The following is a 16,761-nucleotide window of genomic DNA, read 5'->3' as shown; positions in this document are numbered from 1 at the left end:
AAAGGCCACTGGGCAAAGGCCGCCAGGTTCCGCCGCTGACTGCATGAACGATCGCGTGTCCAATAGCTCCGCCATGACGGAATCATCCGCCGTCGAGATCGAGATTGCGACCCGCAGGCTCACGGCGGCGCTCGACGCACTCGAAAGCGCGGTCGAGCGGCGACGCGATGCCGATCGCGACGAGAACGAGCTCGCGGCGCGGATCCAGGCGCTCGGCGCGGATCGCTCGCGACTCGCCGACGAGCTCGACGGCGCGCTGGTGAAGGCGCGCAAGCTCGAGCGCACCAATCGCGAGATTTCCGACCGGCTGGATTCCGCAATCGTCACGATACGCTCGGTGCTCGATACCGGAGAGGACGGATGAGCCACATCAACGTCACCATCAACGGCCGGCAATACCGCATGGCCTGCGAGGAGGGCCAGGAGGTGCGGCTGCTCAAGCTCGCCGAGAGCCTGGAGACACGCATCCAGTCGCTGCGCGGAAAATTCGGCGAGATCGGCGATGCGCGCCTCACGGTGATGGCGGCGCTGACCGTGTGCGACGAGTTGATCGACGCCGGCAACCGCATCCGCACCATGGAGCAGGAGCTGGTCGAGCTCCGGGACTTCCGCAACGCCGCCGTCGAGCGCGCCCGGATGACGCAGACCGCGGTGGTGAATGCGCTGAATGCCGCAGCCGAACGCATCGAGAAGTCGACCCAGGTCCTGAACCGCACGGTCGGAGGCGGGATCGCGATCGGGTAGGGGCCGCAGAAGAGGTTGCCTATTGTTGTAGTCGGTTTGGCCGCGGGCGACGCGCCTCTCCCGCTTGCGGGAGAGGTCGGCGCATCCGGGCGAAGCGAAGCTTCGTCCCGTGCGCCGGGTGAGGGTTCTCTCCTCTAGGGGATTGTCCCGTCGCGGAGACACCCTCTCCCCAACCCTCCCCCGCAAACGGGGGAGGGAGCGCACTTCCGCCGTGGCTCGGCCGAAGCTCGCTTTTCACCGCACTGGCACTTCGTCAGTACAGTTGTTACATTGCTCAAGCGAGGCTGCGACGTGCGTCAGGAGCCATATATCCCCGGGGCCTTATCGATCCTTTAGGGAACTGTCCCTGGCCGGGCCCGTGGGCCCGGACATATGGTGCCCACCTACTTTCGTAGGGAACTCCGGGATCGAGTGCTTCAACGGCGTTCGCGGCTTCGTACTGTTTTCTTCGTGTCTGTCGAATTGCGTCCCCGACACGCTTGCGGTTCAGCTCAAGGTTCGGTGTCATGCCCCGCCTGGTGCGCAATTGCGCACGGAGGGCCGGGGCATCCGGTACGCCGCGGCGTCGAGGTTCTAGCACTGGCGTCTCTGGAATACTGGATCACCCGCATTCGCGAGTGATGACGTTGGGGGACCAAAGCGCATGTCCGCTTCCAAAGCCGAGCTCCGTGCCAAAGCCCTCGCCAGGCGTGACGCGCTGAGCGACAAGAAGCGCATCGCTGCGGCCGCAAAGCTCGCCAAGCGCGGGTTGCCGTTCGAGCTGCTGCCCGGCAGCATCGTCTCCGGCTATTCGCCGATCCGCAACGAGATCGATCCCCTGCCGCTGATGAAGCGGCTCGCCGAGCAGGGCGCAAAGCTGGCGCTGCCTTGCGTCGCCGCGCGCGGCCAGTCGCTGATCTTCCGCATCTTCCATCCGAACGACCGCCTGACGCTCGGCCCGCTCGGCATTCCCGAGCCGTCGCCGGCGGCAAGCGAAGTGATCCCCGACATCATGCTGACGCCGCTTGCGGCCTTCGACCGTCTCGGCCATCGCATCGGCTATGGTGCCGGCCATTACGATTTCACCTTCGCGCATTTGCGCAAGACCAAGCAAATCATCGGCATCGGGCTTGCCTTTGCGGCGCAGGAGATCGAGGCGGTTCCGGCACTATCCCACGACGTCGCGCTGGATTATGTGCTAACGGAATCGGACGTGTTCGATTTCCGGAGTTCTGAAGTTGCGCATTCTCTTCGTGGGTGATGTCGTCGGCCGTAGCGGGCGCGAGGCCATCGCCGAATATCTGCCCGGCATGGTCAAGGACTGGTCGCTCGATTTCGTCGTCGTCAACGGCGAGAATTCCGCCGGCGGGTTCGGCATCACGGAAGCGATCTACCAGGAATTCCTCGAGGCCGGCGCCGATGCGGTGACGCTCGGCAATCATTCCTGGGACCAGCGCGAGGCGCTGGTGTTCATCGAGCGCGCCGATCGCCTGGTGCGACCGGCGAACTATCCGCGCGGCACGCCCGGCCGCGGCGCCGCACTGGTCGAGACCAAGAACGGCAAGCACGCCCTCGTCGTCAACGCCTTGGGCCGCGTCTTCATGACCCCGTTCGACGACCCCTTCGCGGCGCTCGAGCGCGAGCTCGGCGCGTGCCCGCTCGGCGTTGCCGCCGACGCCATCGTCGTCGATTTCCATTGCGAGGCGAGCAGCGAGAAGCAGGGCATCGGCTTCTTCTGCGACGGCCGCGCCAGCCTCGTCGTCGGCACGCACACCCATGTGCCGACCGCCGACCACCAGATCCTCGCAGGCGGCACCGCCTACATGACCGATGCCGGCATGACCGGCGACTACGACTCCATCATCGGCATGCAGAAGGAAGAACCGCTGCGCCGGTTCACGTCGGGAATACCGTCAGCCCGCTTCGAGCCGGCTGCGGGCGCGGCGACGCTCAGCGGCGTCGCGGTGGAGACGGATGACGCCACGGGGCTTGCGCTACGCGTTGCGCCCGTGCGTGTGGGCGGCCGGCTGGAGCCGGCGACGCCGAAGTTCTGGTTGAGCTGAGTAGACTGCCACCCTGCCCCTCCAGGCAGGGCAATCGCATATGATGTGCAGAACGGCAGTGGGCTCCCTCCCCCGCTTGCGGGGGAGGGTTGGGGAGAGGGTGTCTCCGCGCTGGGACTATTGAGATTAACTGAGGACGTCCCTGTGCGGCGAGAGCCCTCACCCGCCGCGCTCTGCGAGCGCGTCGGCCTCTCCCGCAAGCGGGAGAGGCGGAGCAAGCCTGCAGACAGTCCCCGTGTCATTCATATGCGATAGCCCTGCCCCTCCAGGGGAGGAGAGAAGCCTACTCCGCCGTCTGCTCCCGCAACTCCGCGACGTCCTTCGCCGTCAGCTTCGAGCCCTTCGTGCCGAACCGCGCCGTGACATAGTTCGCCACCGCCGCGATCTCGTCGTCGGTATACGCGTTGCCGAACGCGGGCATCGACAGCGCGCCGTCGGGCGTGTGGCGCTTGGTGCCCGAGAGCACGATCTGCGCGACGTTGGTGGCGGCGGGGTCGTTGACGGCCCAGGTGCCGGTGAGCGTTGCCATCGGCGAGACCGGGCTCTCGCCGCTCCAGCCGTGGCAGCTGGCGCAGGCGCTGGCGAACACCTGCTTGCCGCGGGCGTTCGCCGTGACCCCGTCGCGGTGCGAGGCGGGGGCGACCGGCGCCGTGGTGGCGGGCAGGTCGGGCGAGGGCTGCGGCGGCACGCTGCGCAGGTAAGCAACGATGCTGCTGATGTCTTCGGGGGCGAGCTTGCTCAAGCTGTGGTCGACCGCCTCACCCATCGGGCCCGAGGCCGAGCCATGACCCGGCGCATGGCCGAGCGACAGATACGAGATCAGATCCTGGTCGCTCCAGTTGCCGAGACCTGTCGCCTTGTCGGAGGAGATGTTGAAGGCGCGCCAGCCCGCCGTGATGGCGCCGGCGAACTTCCTGCGGTTGTCCAGCGCGAAGCCGAGATTGCGCGGGGTGTGGCACTCGCCGCAATGCGCCAAGGCCTCCGCAAGATACGCGCCCCTGTTCCATTCCGGGCTCTTCGACGTGTCGGGCGCAAAGCGCGTGTCCGGATTGAACACGGCCGACCAGAACATCATCGCCCAGCGCTGGTTGAACGGGAACGACAGCGTGTTGTCGGGCGCCTTGGCGCGCACCGCCGGCAGGCTGAACAGATAGGCCTTCACCGCCAGCACGTCCTCGTCGGTCATGAAGGTGTAGGACGTGTAGGGCATCGCCGGATAGAGCCGCGCGCCGTCACGGCGCTTGCCGTGCTGGACCGCGTTCAGGAAATCCTGGTCGCTGTAATTGCCGATGCCGGTGTCCTTGTCCGGCGTGATGTTGGTCGAATAGAGCGTGCCGAACGGCAGCTTGAAGGCAAGCCCGCCGGAATACTCCTTCTCGCCCGGCTTGGTGTGGCACACCATGCAGTCGGCGGCCTTGGTGAGATATTCGCCGCGCTCGACGATGCCGGCTTTCTCCAGCTTCGCCGGCACGCCGGTCGGCTTGCCGGCGCGGTAATCCGCCAGCGCCACTTTCGTGCCGCCGGCGAAGTCGAGCGGGCCGGGCCCGCGGATGATGAAGACGCCGACCGCTGCCGCGACGATGGCGATCGCGACGACGCTTGTGAGGATACGCATCTTGCCGCTCATGCCTTCTTCCCCGCAGCCAGCAGTGTCCGGTCGATCGGCAGGCGCCGCAGCGCCACGCCGGTTGCGGCATAAATCGCATTGCGCAGCGCCGGCGGTCCGGCCGTCGTGCCGGTCTCGCCAATCCCGCCGGGTGCCTCGCCGCTCTTGACGACGTGAACCTCGATCTTCGGCGTCTGGTTGATCCGCAACATCCGGTAGTCATTGAAGTTGGATTGCTGGACGCGCCCCTTCTCGATGGTGATCTCGCCATAGAGCGCGGCGGTCAGGCCGAAGATCAGCCCGCCCTCGACCTGAGCCACGATGGTATCCGGATTGACGGCGATGCCGGTATCGACCACCGAGGTCGCACGGCGCAGATTGATCTCGCCTTGCTCGTCGACCTCAGCCTCCACGACGGTTGCAATGAAACTCCCGAACGACGGCTGCAAGCACACCCCGCGTCCGACGCGCGCGGGCAAGGGTTGACCCCAATTGGCTTTCTCTGCCGCGAGATTGAGGACGGACAGGAAACGCGGCTGATTGGCCAGCATGCCACGGCGAAACTCGACCGGGTCCTTGCCCGCCTTGCGCGCCAGTTCGTCGATGAAGCATTCGACGGCAAATACATTGTTGTTGGGACCGACCCCGCGCCAGAACCCCGTTGGTATCGCCGGCGGTTCGGCCCGCACATATTCGACGTGGACATTCGGGATCTCGTAGGGCACGTCGGTGGCGCTATCGATCGCATCGATATCGATGCCCTTCTGGAACGCTGGCGGCAGCCAGCGCGCGATGATCGCCGCGCCGGCGATCTTGTATTTCCAGCCGACGATCTTGCCGCCCGACAAGGTCGCTGCGATCGTATCGCGATACACGGGACGATAGATATCGTGCTGAATGTCTTCCTCGCGGGTCCACACCACCTTGACCGGCCCGTCGACCTGTTTGGCGATGCGAACCGCCGCGACCACCATGTCGGGCTCGAGCTTGCGGCCGAAGCCGCCGCCCAGCAGGTGGTTGTTGACGATCACCTTCTCGACCGGAAGCCCGGCGGCCTTCGCCGCCTCGGACTGCACACGCGCCATGATCTGCGTTCCGGTCCAGATCTCGCATGAATCGGGCTTGCAATGCACCGTGGCGTTCAACGGCTCCATCGTTGCGTGGGCGAGAAACGGCAGCTCGAACGAAGCTTCGAATTTCTCGCCGCTCGCGAGACCCTTGGCGATGTCGCCGGTTGATTTGGCGACCACGCCGTCCTTTGCGCTGGCGGCGCGCAAATCGTCCCAGATCGCTTTCGAATTGATCTTTGCGTTCGGTCCCTCGTTCCACTCGATGTCGAGCGCGTCCAGGCCTTTTTTCGCCGCCCACATATGATCGCCGACGACGGCGACGAGATCGTCGAGCACGACGATCTTTCGCACGCCCGGAATCTTCTTCGCGGCACGGTCATCGACCTTGCCGACCTTGCCGCCGAACACCGGGCACTGCGCCAGCGTCGCGAATTTCATGTCCGGCACGATGGCGTCGATGCCGTAGACGGCCTTGCCGTTGACCTTGTCGGGGGTGTCGAGCCGCTTGAACGGCTGGCCGATATAAACGAAATCCTTGGGGTCCTTGAGCGTGGGAGTCTTGGGCGGCGTCTGGCCTGCTGCTGCGGCGGCCAGCGCACCGTAGGAGACGGTCCGACCGCTCGCCTTGTGGGTCACCTCGCCTTTCGATGTCGTGCAACTGGCGGGATCGACGCCCCATTGTGCAGCCGCGGCCTGCACCAGCATGGCGCGCGCGCTGGCGCCGGCTTCACGTAGCGGCTTCCAGAACGCCCTGACCGATGTCGAGCCTCCGGTCGCCTGAATGATGAAAATGGGATTGCCGTACAGTTTCTCGTTGGCGGGTGCGTGCAGCAATTGGACCTTTGACCAGTCGGCGTCGAGCTCCTCTGCCAGGATCATCGAGATCGCGGTATAGATTCCTTGTCCCATCTCGACTTGCGGCATCACCAGCGTCGTCGCACCTTCCGGGTCGATCCGGATGAAGGCATTCGGCGCGAACTTGCCGTCGGTCTTGTCCTCCGGCTGCACCGGCTCGTTGACGGCGGCGCGCAGCGGCAGGTGGAAGGCGAGCAGGAATCCGGTGGCGAGGCCGCCGGTCAGAAGCGCGCGGCGGGAGACGTTGTTATGTGCGTTCATGGCGGACCTCAGGACTGACGGCCGTTGGCGGCCTGCTTGATGGCCTCGCGGATGCGCACATAGGTGCCGCAGCGGCAGATGTTGCCGGCCATCGCGGCGTCGATGTCGGAATCGTCGGGGTTCGGCGTTGCCGCCAGCAGCGCGGCGGCCGACATGATCTGGCCGGACTGGCAGTAACCGCACTGGATCACTTCGGCATCGAGCCAGGCCTTCTGCACCTTCGCGCCCGCAGGCGTGCTGCCGACGTGCTCGATGGTGGTGACAGCGCGGTTCGCGACCGCGCTGACCGGCAGCACGCAGGAGCGCACCGCCTTGCCGTCGACATGCACCGTGCAGGCGCCACATTGCGCGATGCCGCAGCCGAACTTGGTGCCGGTCATTCCGAGGATGTCGCGCAGCACCCACAGCAGCGGCATTTCCGGTGGCGCGTCGAACGATTTCGTTTCGCCGTTGATGGTGAGAACAGTTGCCATATGCATTCCCTTGCTCGGCGATCGCGTGCGGCGATCACGTCGACGAATTTTGCGCGACCATAATCATACCGATGCGAAACGATGAAGCGTCGAAATTTCCGGCAATGCATATTTGCGCGAACGAGGCGTGAGGCCATGACATTCACGAATTTGTGCGACGATCGCTGCAAAGTTTTTGGGCCAATTGATATGATAATCGTCATGTTTTGACCCATTTTCGTCGCGTGCGACATCGGCCGCCGCAGATGATCGTGCGAACGCGCAAAATCATGCAAAGACGAAACTCGTGCGATTGGGAAAGTGGGGCGGCGGGGAACGGCCGACATTGTTGTGCCCTCTCCCCTTGTGGGAGAGGGCGGCGACGTCAGTCAACGCGAATACGTTTGGGGTGAGGGGTCTCTATCCGCGTAGGACCCTCGTCATTATCGAGCAGTTCTGCCCGCGGAGACAGACCCCTCATCCGGCGCTTCGCGCCACCTTCTCCCACAAGGGGAGAAGGGAAGAGGGGGTCAATTTCGGAATAGTCGCATTATGCCCCTGTTTTGCCTGACGGGTCAAGTGTGGGGCGCATCCCGCCCAGCACTCGAATCATCTCCACGTGGGGGAAGAGGTGACCCGCGACCAGGTCTGATTTGATCGCCCTCTTGGCGCACGCCTAAGCCATTGATTCCGCACAACCCGGCTACTGTGCATGGGGTTGTTTTCGAACTTTTTGTTTTGGCGAGAACGGAGCGCGGTCGCGCAGCAACCGTCAGCTCTGCCGAAAGCCCATCCGGAAGGCGCCCCAATGTTTGCCGCGGACCACGATCGGCGAGGACAGATCCTTCATCAGCACGAATTGCCCGCCGCCCATGTCGCGGCGGTAGGTCTGCAGCAGGAACGGCTTCGTGTTGCCTGCGACCTTCTTCACCGTGCGGTCGGTGAACAGGCGGCGGTTGCGGCAGTTGGCGTTGTTCCAGACCGGGTCCTTGCCCTGCGGCAGCCGGTAGTTCGGATTGTGGGTCGGCAGATAGCCGCCCCTGGCCCAGGCGACGCAGAACACGATGCGGGGATCGGATTTCTGGATCGGGTCCTGGATCGCGGGCAGCACGCGGTCGGTGAACTCGACGTAGTCGGTGAGGTACTGTCTTGGATCGGTGCCGGGGATCTCGCGGTAGTTCTCGTCCATGAGCTGGTCGAGCGTGATCTCGCCGCGATCGATCGCAGCTTCGAACTCCGCCGAAATCCGCTTCGCGGTGTCGACGACGACGCGGATCAGCGGCGCGTCCGACGTCTCCACGCCGCTGTCGGCGATCAGCGCGATCAGACCTTCGGAGGCGTCGAGCAGCTTCGCCACCCGCTCGTCGGCGTTCTTGAGATCGCGCGAGGACAGGTCGACGCCCCTTGCGAGCTCGTTGAGCTCGCTGATGACGGTGTCGCAATGTCCGAGATTGGAGGTCGCCGCGCGCGTGACGCTGCCAATCTCCGCCTCCACGGAGGCGAAGCCCTGCTGGACGCGTGAGATGATGCCGGAGATCGCTTGCGCGCCTTCGCCGGCGGTCTTGGCGCGCTGCGAAGCGTCGCTGCTCTCGCCGATCAGGCCTTCGATCTGGCCGTCGAGATCGCGCACGGTGTCGGAGATCTGGTGCGTGGCCTGGCGGGTGGCTTCCGCGAGATTCTTGACCTCGCTCGCGACCACCGCGAAGCCGCGGCCGGCATTGCCGGCGCGCGCCGCTTCGATGGTCGCGTTCAGCGCGAGCAGATTGGTCTGCTTCGCGATCGCCTCGATCGAGCCGGAGACCTTCGCCACCTGCGCCAGCGCCGAGCCGACGGCGCTGAGGCGCGCCTCGATCCGCTCCACGGCTGCGACCAGCTCGGAGATATGGCTGACCGCGGTGTCGACGGCGCTGCGCGATTGCGCGATCTCGCCGACTGCCGCGGACGTCGTCGTCTGTACGGCCTGCGATGCGTTGGCGATGTCGTGGTTGGCCGACACCATCGTCTCGGCCGTCTTCTGCAGGTGGTGGAAGCGTTCCGACTGGCTCGCGACGCGGCTTGCGACCTCCTGAACGTTGCCGGCGATGTCGGCGAGTTCCACGCCGAGGCCGCCGATGCGGTCGGCGAGCTGGTCGATCAGCCGCTCGGCGAGGGTGCGGTTGGAGCCGGTGTCCATGACGGCAAGGTGTGCGACGGACATGTTCGATGAGTCCTCCAGTCAGAGCCGTTCACCGGCTCACGGCGGCATTCCCATTCCAAATTCGACCTTAGAGGATGATTCGCCGCGGCCGTCTTGCCTGAGCGTGCACTACAGCTTGTAGGCAGTGCGAAATCCGCCCCAGTGCCGGCCTTGCACGCGGATCGGGACGTCGATCTCGCGCATCATCACCGTGTTGCCGTTGCCCATGTCCCGCGCATAGCTCTGGACCAGGTACGAGCGCAGGTTGCGCGCGGCAGCGAGCCCCGCCGGATCGTTGAACATCCGCCGGTTGCGGCTGTTGGCCGTGTTCCAGGCGACGTCGCCCGGCCGCTGCGTGTGCGAATAGATCTTGTTGTGGACCGGCAGGAAGCCGTTGCGGTCGACCATGGCGCAGAACGCCATCCGCGGCTCCCTCGCCAGAAAGGCTTCCTGGAACGGCGGCAGGGCGCGGTCGGCCCAGTCCAGATATTTCGTGCGGAATTGCTGCGGATTGGTGCCCGCAATTTCCACGTAGTCCGTGTCGAACAGGTCCTCCAGCTTGACCTCGCCGCGCGCGACCGCCTGCTCGAATATCTTGGTCAGCGCATTGCCCGCCTCCATGGCACGGGTGACCAGCTCCGTGTTCTCCTCATGGATCGACCAGAGCTTGTCCTCGATCTTCTCGTTGAGCGCGGCGCTGGCACCAACGAATTGCGCGCGGGCGCCTGCCTTGGATTGCTCGACCACGCGCAGGCGGCAGGCGCCGATGTCTTCGAGGGTGCCTTCGATCATCGCTTGCGGTGCAAGCCTGGCTGCATCCGCGCCGCCGATCAGAACGCCGTCCATCGCGATTTCGTAGACCGGCATGACCCCGCGCGTGGTCTCGAACCTGAGATGGCAGGGCAGCCGCTCGGTCTTGCGGCGGTCGGCGTGCTCGCTCTGGCCGAGCAGCACGGCGCAGCGCGATTTCAGCTTTTGAGCAAAAGTGGTAACGGCCTTGCCGGCGCTGGCGACGCTCTCGCCATGGGTCTCGGCCGCCTTGGTCGCGGCATCGATCTCGGCCGCGCTCTCGCCGACCGAGATGATGAACTCCGAGGCGCTGGCGGCATTTCCGGAAACTTCGCTGGTCGTGGCGTTCTGCTCGGCGACGGCGCCGTTGACGGTGTCGAAGACCGGGCGGATCGCCTCGATCGCCTGCGAAATACGGTGCACGGCATCGGCGGAGCCGGCGGCGTCGCGCTGGAGCGCGTCGATCTTCCTGGTGATCTCTTCCGTCGCGCCCTGGGTCTGCACCGCGAGCGCCTTGACCTCGGTGGCGACGACCGCAAAGCCTCTGCCCGCATCGCCGGCGCGTGCGGCCTCGATGGTGGAGTTGAGCGCGAGCAGCGTCGTCTGCCGCGCGATCTGTGCGATCAGATTGACGACATTGCCGATGGCGGCGGAGGATTCGCGCAGGCGCTCGACATTGGCGCGGGCTTCCTGCGCCGCGGCGCTGGCCTCGTCGGCGAGCTTGCCGGCATTGCGGACCTGCGCGCCGATTCCTTGCGCGGACTGGGTGAACTTGTCGGCGGCATGGGCGAAGGTGGAGGCGGTCGACTGCGCCGCGTTGGTCCGGCCGGTCAGGGCGTCCGTGCGGTCGCGAATGGCGGCAAGCGTCGCGGCGGTCGCCTCGGCGCCGCCGGCCACCGAATTGGCGGCCCGTTCGAGCTGGCGGATCATGGCGCCCAGCTCGAGTTCCAGCAGTTCCAGGATTTCCCGGGCCGAATCACTTTCGGCGGCCGGGGCCGGCGCGGAATGGGCCGCCGGCTGCGGAGCCTCCAGGGCTGTCGCAGGCGCAGCCGGGTCCGGCAGACGCTTCCGAAATAATCCGAACGCCATCGGGCCTCTCTTGTCGGAGAACGGTCGGGCGCTATTTTCGCAGCCCGGAATGAAATCAGGGTTAACGGTGCCTGACCTCTAGGCACGGGCGAGTACGGTGTTACCTTAAAGTCGTAGAGCCTCTTTCATTTCGGTGGGTTGGCGGCCTATAAGGCCGCGCTTCCCACGTTCACCTTGGCGCACGATTCCTTAACGAGACCACGCATGGCCGGACATTCCCAATTCAAGAACATCATGCACCGCAAGGGGCGGCAGGATGCCCAGAAGTCGAAATTGTTCGGCAAGCTGGCGCGGGAAATCACCGTCGCGGCCAAGCTCGGCACGCCCGACCCTGCCATGAACCCGCGCCTGCGCGCCGCCGTGATCGCCGCGCGCCAGGAGAATATGCCGAAGGACAACATCGAGCGCGCCATCAAGAAGGCGCTCGGCAGCGATGGCGAAAACTATGACGAGATCCGCTACGAGGGCTACGGCCCGGGCGGCGTCGCCGTCATCGTCGAGGCGCTGACCGACAACCGCAACCGCGCCGCTTCCGACATCCGTTCCTTCTTCACCAAATCCGGCGGCAATCTCGGCGAAACCGGCTCGGTGTCCTTCATGTTCGACCGCACGGGTGTCATCGAATACGACCGCAGCGTCGCTTCCGACGACGCCGTGCTCGATGCCGCGATCGAGGCCGGCGCCGACGACGTCGTCTCCGGCGAAGGCGGTCATGAGATCTACGCCTCGACCGAAGGCTACCGCGACGTCGCCAAGGCGCTGGAAGCCAAGTTCGGCGAGCCGCGCAAGGCCGCGCTGATCTGGAAGCCGCAGAACACGGTCACCGTCGATGACGAGACCGGCGAGAAGCTGCTCAAGCTGATGGACCTGCTCAACGAGCATGACGACGTGCAGCAGGTCTACGCCAATTTCGAGATATCGGACGCGCTGGTCGCGAAGATGGGCGGCTAGGGCTCGCGTGTCCCGGACGCGCTGCAGCGTGAAACGCTGCTGCGCAGAGCCGGGACCCATCGTTCTCCGGGTCCAGACGCCTTCTGGGCCCCGGTTCAGCGTCGCGGCACTGCGTGCCGCGCTACGCCCCGGGGCACGAGACCGCCTTTCCCCTGTTACTTCCGTTCTGTTTCTGTTTCCCCCGCGGCGGCCAGCCGCTATCACTGGCCCATGACCGCGCTCCCGATTCGTGGCCCCGTTCGCATCATCGGCATCGACCCCGGCCTGCGCCGCACCGGCTGGGGCGTGATCGAGGCCGAAGGCAATCGCCTGATCTACGTCGCCTGCGGTTCGGTGGAGCCGCCGGACGATCTGCCGCTGTCGAGCCGCCTGCTCGCGATCCATGAAGGGCTCGCGGCCGTTCTCTCCAACCACCAGCCGATGGAAGCGGCGGTCGAGCAGACCTTCGTCAACAAGGACGGCGTTGCCACGCTGAAACTCGGCCAGGCCCGCGGCGTCGCCATGCTGGCGCCCGCAATGTTCGGCATCTCTGTCGCCGAATATGCGCCGAACCAGGTCAAGAAGACCGTGGTCGGCGCCGGTCATGCCGACAAGCAACAGATCGCGATGATGCTGAAGATATTGCTGCCCAAGGCCGAGCCGCCGTCCGCGGACGCCGCCGACGCGCTCGCCATCGCCATCACCCACGCCCATCACCGCCAGAGCACGGCGCTGCGGCTGAAGGTGGCGGGTCTCTAATGCGCGTTGTGAGGCACAGATGAGCCGCATAGACGGTGTGCTCCCTCCCCCCTTGTGGGGGAGGGGCGGGGAGAGGGGTAGCCGCAGCGGCGGTGCCGCCGTCATTGACGAGCCTGGCGCGCAGTCCTCACGCCTTCGAGACAATCCCCGTGTGGCACCCCCCTCCCTGACCCTCCCCCACAAGGGGGGAGGGAACGGACAGACGATGCCGTGCGTCCTTCAAGCGATGGGTGCGCAGCGATGATCGGCAAGCTCAAGGGCCTGATCGATTCCTACGGCGAGGATTTCGTCATCCTCGACGTCGGCGGCGTCGGCTACCAGGTGCACTGCTCCTCGCGCACGCTGCAGCATCTGCCCTCGCCCGGCGAGGCCGCCGTGCTGTCGATCGAGACCTACGTCCGCGAGGACCAGATCAAGCTGTTCGGCTTCCGCACCGACCAGGAGCGCGAATGGTTTCGCCTGCTCCAGACCGTGCAGGGCGTCGGCGCCAAGGTCGCGCTCGCCGTGCTCGGCACGCTGGCGCCGGCCGATCTCGCCAATGCCATTGCGCTGCGCGACAAGGCCGCGGTGGCACGCACGCCCGGCGTCGGCCCCAAGGTCGCCGAGCGTATCGTCACCGAGTTGAAGGACAAGGCGCCGGCCTTTGCCAATGTCGACCCGGCCGTGGTTCATCTCGCCGGCGCCGTCGACGACCAGCGCGCGCCGCGCCCCGTGGCGGATGCGATCTCCGCACTGGTCAATCTCGGCTATGGTCAGCCGCAGGCCGCCGCGGCCATCGCATCGGCCTCGCGTAGTGCGGGCGAGAATGCCGAGACCGCGCAGCTCATTCGTCTTGGCCTGAAGGAGCTCGCGAAGTGAGCGATCCCAAGGCCAGCCGCATGGTTTCTCCCGAGCGCCGCAGCGACGATGTCGGCGATACCGCGCTGCGCCCGCAATCGCTGTCCGACTTCGTCGGCCAGCAGCAGGCGCGCAAGAACCTGTCGATCTTCATCGAGGCGGCGCGCAAGCGCGGCGAGGCGCTGGATCACGTGCTGTTCGTCGGGCCGCCCGGCCTCGGCAAGACCACGCTGGCGCAGATCGTGGCCAAGGAGCTCGGCGTCGGCTTTCGCGCCACCTCGGGGCCTGTCATCGCCAAGGCCGGCGATCTCGCCGCCCTCCTCACCAATCTCGAAGAGCGCGACGTGCTCTTCATCGACGAGATCCATCGCCTCAGCCCGGCCGTGGAAGAAGTGCTCTATCCCGCGATGGAGGATTTTCAGCTCGACCTCATCATCGGTGAGGGGCCCGCCGCGCGCTCGGTGAAGATCGAGCTGTCCAAGTTCACGCTCGTCGGCGCGACCACGCGCGCTGGCCTTTTGACCAATCCGCTGCGCGACCGCTTCGGCATCCCGGTGCGGCTGAATTTCTACACGATCGAGGAGTTGGAGAGCATCGTCAGCCGCGGCGCGCGCGTGCTCAATGTCGGCATGAGCGCGGACGGCGCCAACGAGATCGCGCGCCGGGCCCGTGGCACGCCGCGCATCGCCGGCCGCCTGCTGCGGCGCGTCCGCGATTTCGCCTCGGCGGCCGATGCCGACAAGATCGACCGCAAGATCGCCGATCACGCGCTGAGCGCGCTCGAAGTCGACGCCGCGGGGCTCGACGCGATGGACCGCCGCTATCTCACGACCATCGCGCTCAACTATGGCGGCGGCCCGGTCGGTGTCGAGACCATGGCCGCCGCGCTGTCTGAGCCGCGCGATGCGATCGAGGACATCATCGAGCCCTATCTGATCCAGTGCGGCTATCTGCAGCGCACTCCGCGCGGCCGGCTGCTCACCTCGCACGCCTTCCGCCATCTCGGTCTCGCCGAGCCCAGCCGCGATCCGTCTCAGTTCGGCCTGTTCGGCACCGATCCGTCCGAAGACGACTGACTGCCGCAACCGGTGAACCCGCCGGTTCAATCCCATCACTAATCCGATGCGCGGCGTACGGCATCGCCGCTCTCGCACACGGATTGGAGTGGGAAGAATGGGGCTGACGGACGACGCTGGATTGCTCGAGGTCATTGCGGCTGCGCCGCAGCTGCAGACGCCTGATGAGACCGAGGCGTTCCTGGACCCGATGCCGCTCGGCGAGCTGGCGTCGATGTGGTGCGCGCTTCAACGCGTCAGCCGGCGCGACCAGGTCGGCAGCATCTGGGCCTTGAAACTCTATTTCGATCGTCTGCCGCACCGCCGGCCGCAACAGGCGCTCGATCTCGTGCTGGAAGTGCTCAAGTCCGAGGCCGACAAGCCGACCGTGATGCAGCTCAACGACAAGTTCCTGCTGTCGCTGCTCTACGCACACGGCGAGGAGGTGATCGCGCGCATCGAGCACGAGGCCGGGCACAATGACCGGCTGCGCTGGCTGCTCGGTGGCGTGCATGTCGATCCCGACGACCCCTTGATGTCGCGTATTGCAGGACTTGCCGACAGCAAGGCCTGGCAGACCGATCATCTGGCGCAGCGCACGCCGCGCGAGCCGCTCGATTTCGCCAACATGTCGACCGCCAGGCTCGCGCGTGCCTGGGTCGAGCAATATTCCAGATCCGAGCGCGACCGGGACGACAATCTGTTCGCGATCATGGATTTCGAGCGCGACCTGCGCGAGGACGATCCCGATAGAATGATCGATCTGATCCTGGAAATCCTGAAGATCGAGGCCAATCCGGTGTTGCTGTCGCTGCTGGCCGCAGGTCCCCTCGAAGATGTGATCAGCGTCGGCACGATCGACCGCATCGAGCGCGAGGCGCGTGTCAATGAACGTTTTCGCGATCTGCTCGGCGGTGTCTGGTACTACCGGGTGTCGGACGAATTGAAGACGCGGCTGGATGCGCTGGTTGGCGAAAGCCATTGGTGATGCCCGTGCAGGCGTCTGCACGAGGATGCAGACGATCTGCACGAGCGCATCCCAATTCTGCTTCAATCGCGTCGCATCGAGAAGCTGCATCAGAAACGGGCTTCCATGATCACGCGCCGTCATCTCATCCGTTCCATCGGCGGTCTGTCCGCCCTCGGCGTCTCGACGGCCGCCTATGGCGTCGGCGTCGAGCCGATGCTGCGGCTCCGCGTCACCCGCTATCATCCGACGCCGCGGCAATGGCCGGCGGATCTTCCGTTGAAGATCGCCGTCATCGCCGACCTCCATGCCTGCGATCCCTGGATGCCGCTCGACCGGGTCGAGGCCATCGTCGACCGCACCAACGCGCTGAACGCCGACCTCATCGTGCTGCTCGGCGACTATGTCGCCGGCCTGCATCAGGTCACGCGCATCATTCCGTGCAGCGAATGGGCACGCGTGCTGGCCGGCCTCAAGGCGCCGCTCGGGGTCCACGCCGTCATGGGCAACCACGACTATTGGGATGACAGGACGGTGCAGCGGGCCGGGCAGGGGCCGACCGTCGCGCACCGTGCACTGGAAGCGGCCGGCATCCCCGTCTACGAGAACGACGTCGTGCGCCTCACCAAGGACGGCCGCCCGTTCTGGCTCGCCGGTCTCGGCGATCAACTTGCGTTCCTGCCCGCGCGCCGGTTTCGCGGCATGGCGCGGTTCGGCGCTGACGATCTCAGTGCGACGCTCGCCAAGGTCACGGACGATGCGCCCATCATCCTGCTCGCGCATGAGCCCAACATCGCGCCGCGCGTGCCGGCGCGTGTCGCGCTGCAACTGTCCGGCCACACCCATGGCGGCCAGGTCCGCCTGCTCGGCTGGTCCCCCGCGGTGCCGCCGCAGGACGGCGTCCGCCTCGCCTATGGTCATGTCAGGCTGAAATGCGACGTCATCATCTCCGGTGGCCTCGGTTGCAGCATCATGCCGCTCCGCGTCGGGGTGCCGCCGGAGATCGTCGAGGTGAGGCTGGGGCGGGCCGCGCCGGTTGTGTCGTAACACGCTTGCGCGGACCGCGGTTTTTGCGCAAAACGGGCCGGCAGCGACAAGCGAAGAGGCTCACGACGTGACTGCCCATCTG

General features: G+C 66.0%; 15 protein-coding genes and 1 other RNA gene. 11 read left to right on the top strand and 5 right to left on the bottom strand.

Annotated features, from left to right (window positions below):
- Positions 1 to 43 precede the first annotated feature (43 nt).
- From AC1RQP_RS11355 to AC1RQP_RS11335, 5 genes are all read left to right on the top strand, one after another.
- Entirely contained in the window at positions 44 to 364 is a 321-nt protein-coding gene (locus AC1RQP_RS11355) for a DUF4164 domain-containing protein (protein ID WP_014439722.1), read from the top strand.
- Positions 361 to 744 carry a cell division protein ZapA gene (locus tag AC1RQP_RS11350; RefSeq protein WP_028182480.1) on the top strand — a complete coding sequence of 128 codons (384 nt, stop codon included), beginning with the start codon at positions 361 to 363 and terminating at the stop codon, positions 742 to 744. The genes AC1RQP_RS11355 and AC1RQP_RS11350 overlap by 4 nt, the downstream gene beginning before the upstream one ends.
- 278 nt (positions 745 to 1,022) lie before the next feature.
- Positions 1,023 to 1,183: non-coding RNA, 6S RNA (ssrS, locus tag AC1RQP_RS11345), on the top strand.
- 204 nt (positions 1,184 to 1,387) lie between these two features.
- Positions 1,388 to 1,984 (top strand): 5-formyltetrahydrofolate cyclo-ligase, encoded by a 597-nt coding sequence (locus tag AC1RQP_RS11340; protein WP_239627220.1) that lies wholly within the window; start codon positions 1,388 to 1,390, stop codon positions 1,982 to 1,984.
- Complete coding sequence (locus AC1RQP_RS11335; RefSeq protein WP_492936984.1) at positions 1,962 to 2,786, top strand: TIGR00282 family metallophosphoesterase; 825 nt, start codon at positions 1,962 to 1,964, stop codon at positions 2,784 to 2,786. Before AC1RQP_RS11340 ends, AC1RQP_RS11335 begins: the two co-directional genes overlap by 23 nt.
- A 283-nt stretch (positions 2,787 to 3,069) precedes the next feature.
- On the opposite strand, the gene AC1RQP_RS11330 is transcribed toward AC1RQP_RS11335, so the two are convergent.
- The 5 genes from AC1RQP_RS11330 to AC1RQP_RS11310 all read right to left on the bottom strand — a co-directional run bounded on the left by AC1RQP_RS11330 (position 3,070) and on the right by AC1RQP_RS11310 (position 11,084).
- Complete coding sequence (locus AC1RQP_RS11330) at positions 3,070 to 4,413, bottom strand: c-type cytochrome (protein WP_492936983.1); 1,344 nt, start codon at positions 4,411 to 4,413, stop codon at positions 3,070 to 3,072.
- Positions 4,410 to 6,578 (bottom strand): xanthine dehydrogenase family protein molybdopterin-binding subunit, encoded by a 2,169-nt coding sequence (locus AC1RQP_RS11325; protein ID WP_492936982.1) that lies wholly within the window; start codon positions 6,576 to 6,578, stop codon positions 4,410 to 4,412. The genes AC1RQP_RS11330 and AC1RQP_RS11325 overlap by 4 nt, the downstream gene beginning before the upstream one ends.
- A gap of 8 nt (positions 6,579 to 6,586) precedes the next feature.
- On the bottom strand, positions 6,587 to 7,051 hold the full coding sequence (locus AC1RQP_RS11320; protein ID WP_239627214.1) for a (2Fe-2S)-binding protein: 465 nt from the start codon (positions 7,049 to 7,051) through the stop codon (positions 6,587 to 6,589).
- 751 nt (positions 7,052 to 7,802) lie between these two features.
- Positions 7,803 to 9,227, bottom strand: coding sequence for a methyl-accepting chemotaxis protein (locus AC1RQP_RS11315; RefSeq protein ID WP_492936981.1), 1,425 nt, complete (start codon positions 9,225 to 9,227; stop codon positions 7,803 to 7,805).
- A gap of 108 nt (positions 9,228 to 9,335) precedes the next feature.
- Complete coding sequence (locus tag AC1RQP_RS11310) at positions 9,336 to 11,084, bottom strand: methyl-accepting chemotaxis protein (protein ID WP_492936980.1); 1,749 nt, start codon at positions 11,082 to 11,084, stop codon at positions 9,336 to 9,338.
- A 204-nt stretch (positions 11,085 to 11,288) separates the two neighbouring features.
- Between AC1RQP_RS11310 and AC1RQP_RS11305 the strand changes: the two genes are divergently transcribed.
- From AC1RQP_RS11305 to AC1RQP_RS11280, 6 genes are all read left to right on the top strand, one after another.
- Positions 11,289 to 12,035, top strand: coding sequence for a YebC/PmpR family DNA-binding transcriptional regulator (locus tag AC1RQP_RS11305; RefSeq protein WP_492936979.1), 747 nt, complete (start codon positions 11,289 to 11,291; stop codon positions 12,033 to 12,035).
- Between the two features lie 210 nt (positions 12,036 to 12,245).
- Positions 12,246 to 12,773, top strand: a complete 528-nt coding sequence (ruvC, locus tag AC1RQP_RS11300; RefSeq protein WP_239627207.1) for a crossover junction endodeoxyribonuclease RuvC — start codon at positions 12,246 to 12,248, stop codon at positions 12,771 to 12,773.
- Positions 12,774 to 13,013: 240 nt separating this feature from the next.
- Positions 13,014 to 13,631 (top strand): Holliday junction branch migration protein RuvA, encoded by a 618-nt coding sequence (ruvA, locus tag AC1RQP_RS11295; protein WP_131871891.1) that lies wholly within the window; start codon positions 13,014 to 13,016, stop codon positions 13,629 to 13,631.
- A 20-nt stretch (positions 13,632 to 13,651) separates the two neighbouring features.
- Entirely contained in the window at positions 13,652 to 14,686 is a 1,035-nt protein-coding gene (ruvB, locus tag AC1RQP_RS11290; RefSeq protein ID WP_492937144.1) for a Holliday junction branch migration DNA helicase RuvB, read from the top strand.
- Positions 14,687 to 14,783: 97 nt separating this feature from the next.
- Positions 14,784 to 15,653, top strand: coding sequence for a DUF6869 domain-containing protein (locus AC1RQP_RS11285; RefSeq protein ID WP_492936978.1), 870 nt, complete (start codon positions 14,784 to 14,786; stop codon positions 15,651 to 15,653).
- 105 nt (positions 15,654 to 15,758) lie between these two features.
- Entirely contained in the window at positions 15,759 to 16,679 is a 921-nt protein-coding gene (locus AC1RQP_RS11280) for a metallophosphoesterase (RefSeq protein ID WP_239627201.1), read from the top strand.
- Positions 16,680 to 16,761 lie beyond the last annotated feature (82 nt).

Source organism: Bradyrhizobium sp. GW821-FHT13H06 (genome assembly GCF_058803975.1).
The sequence above is the reverse complement of the archived record's forward strand: the minus strand, read 5'-3'. Positions and strand labels throughout refer to the sequence as shown.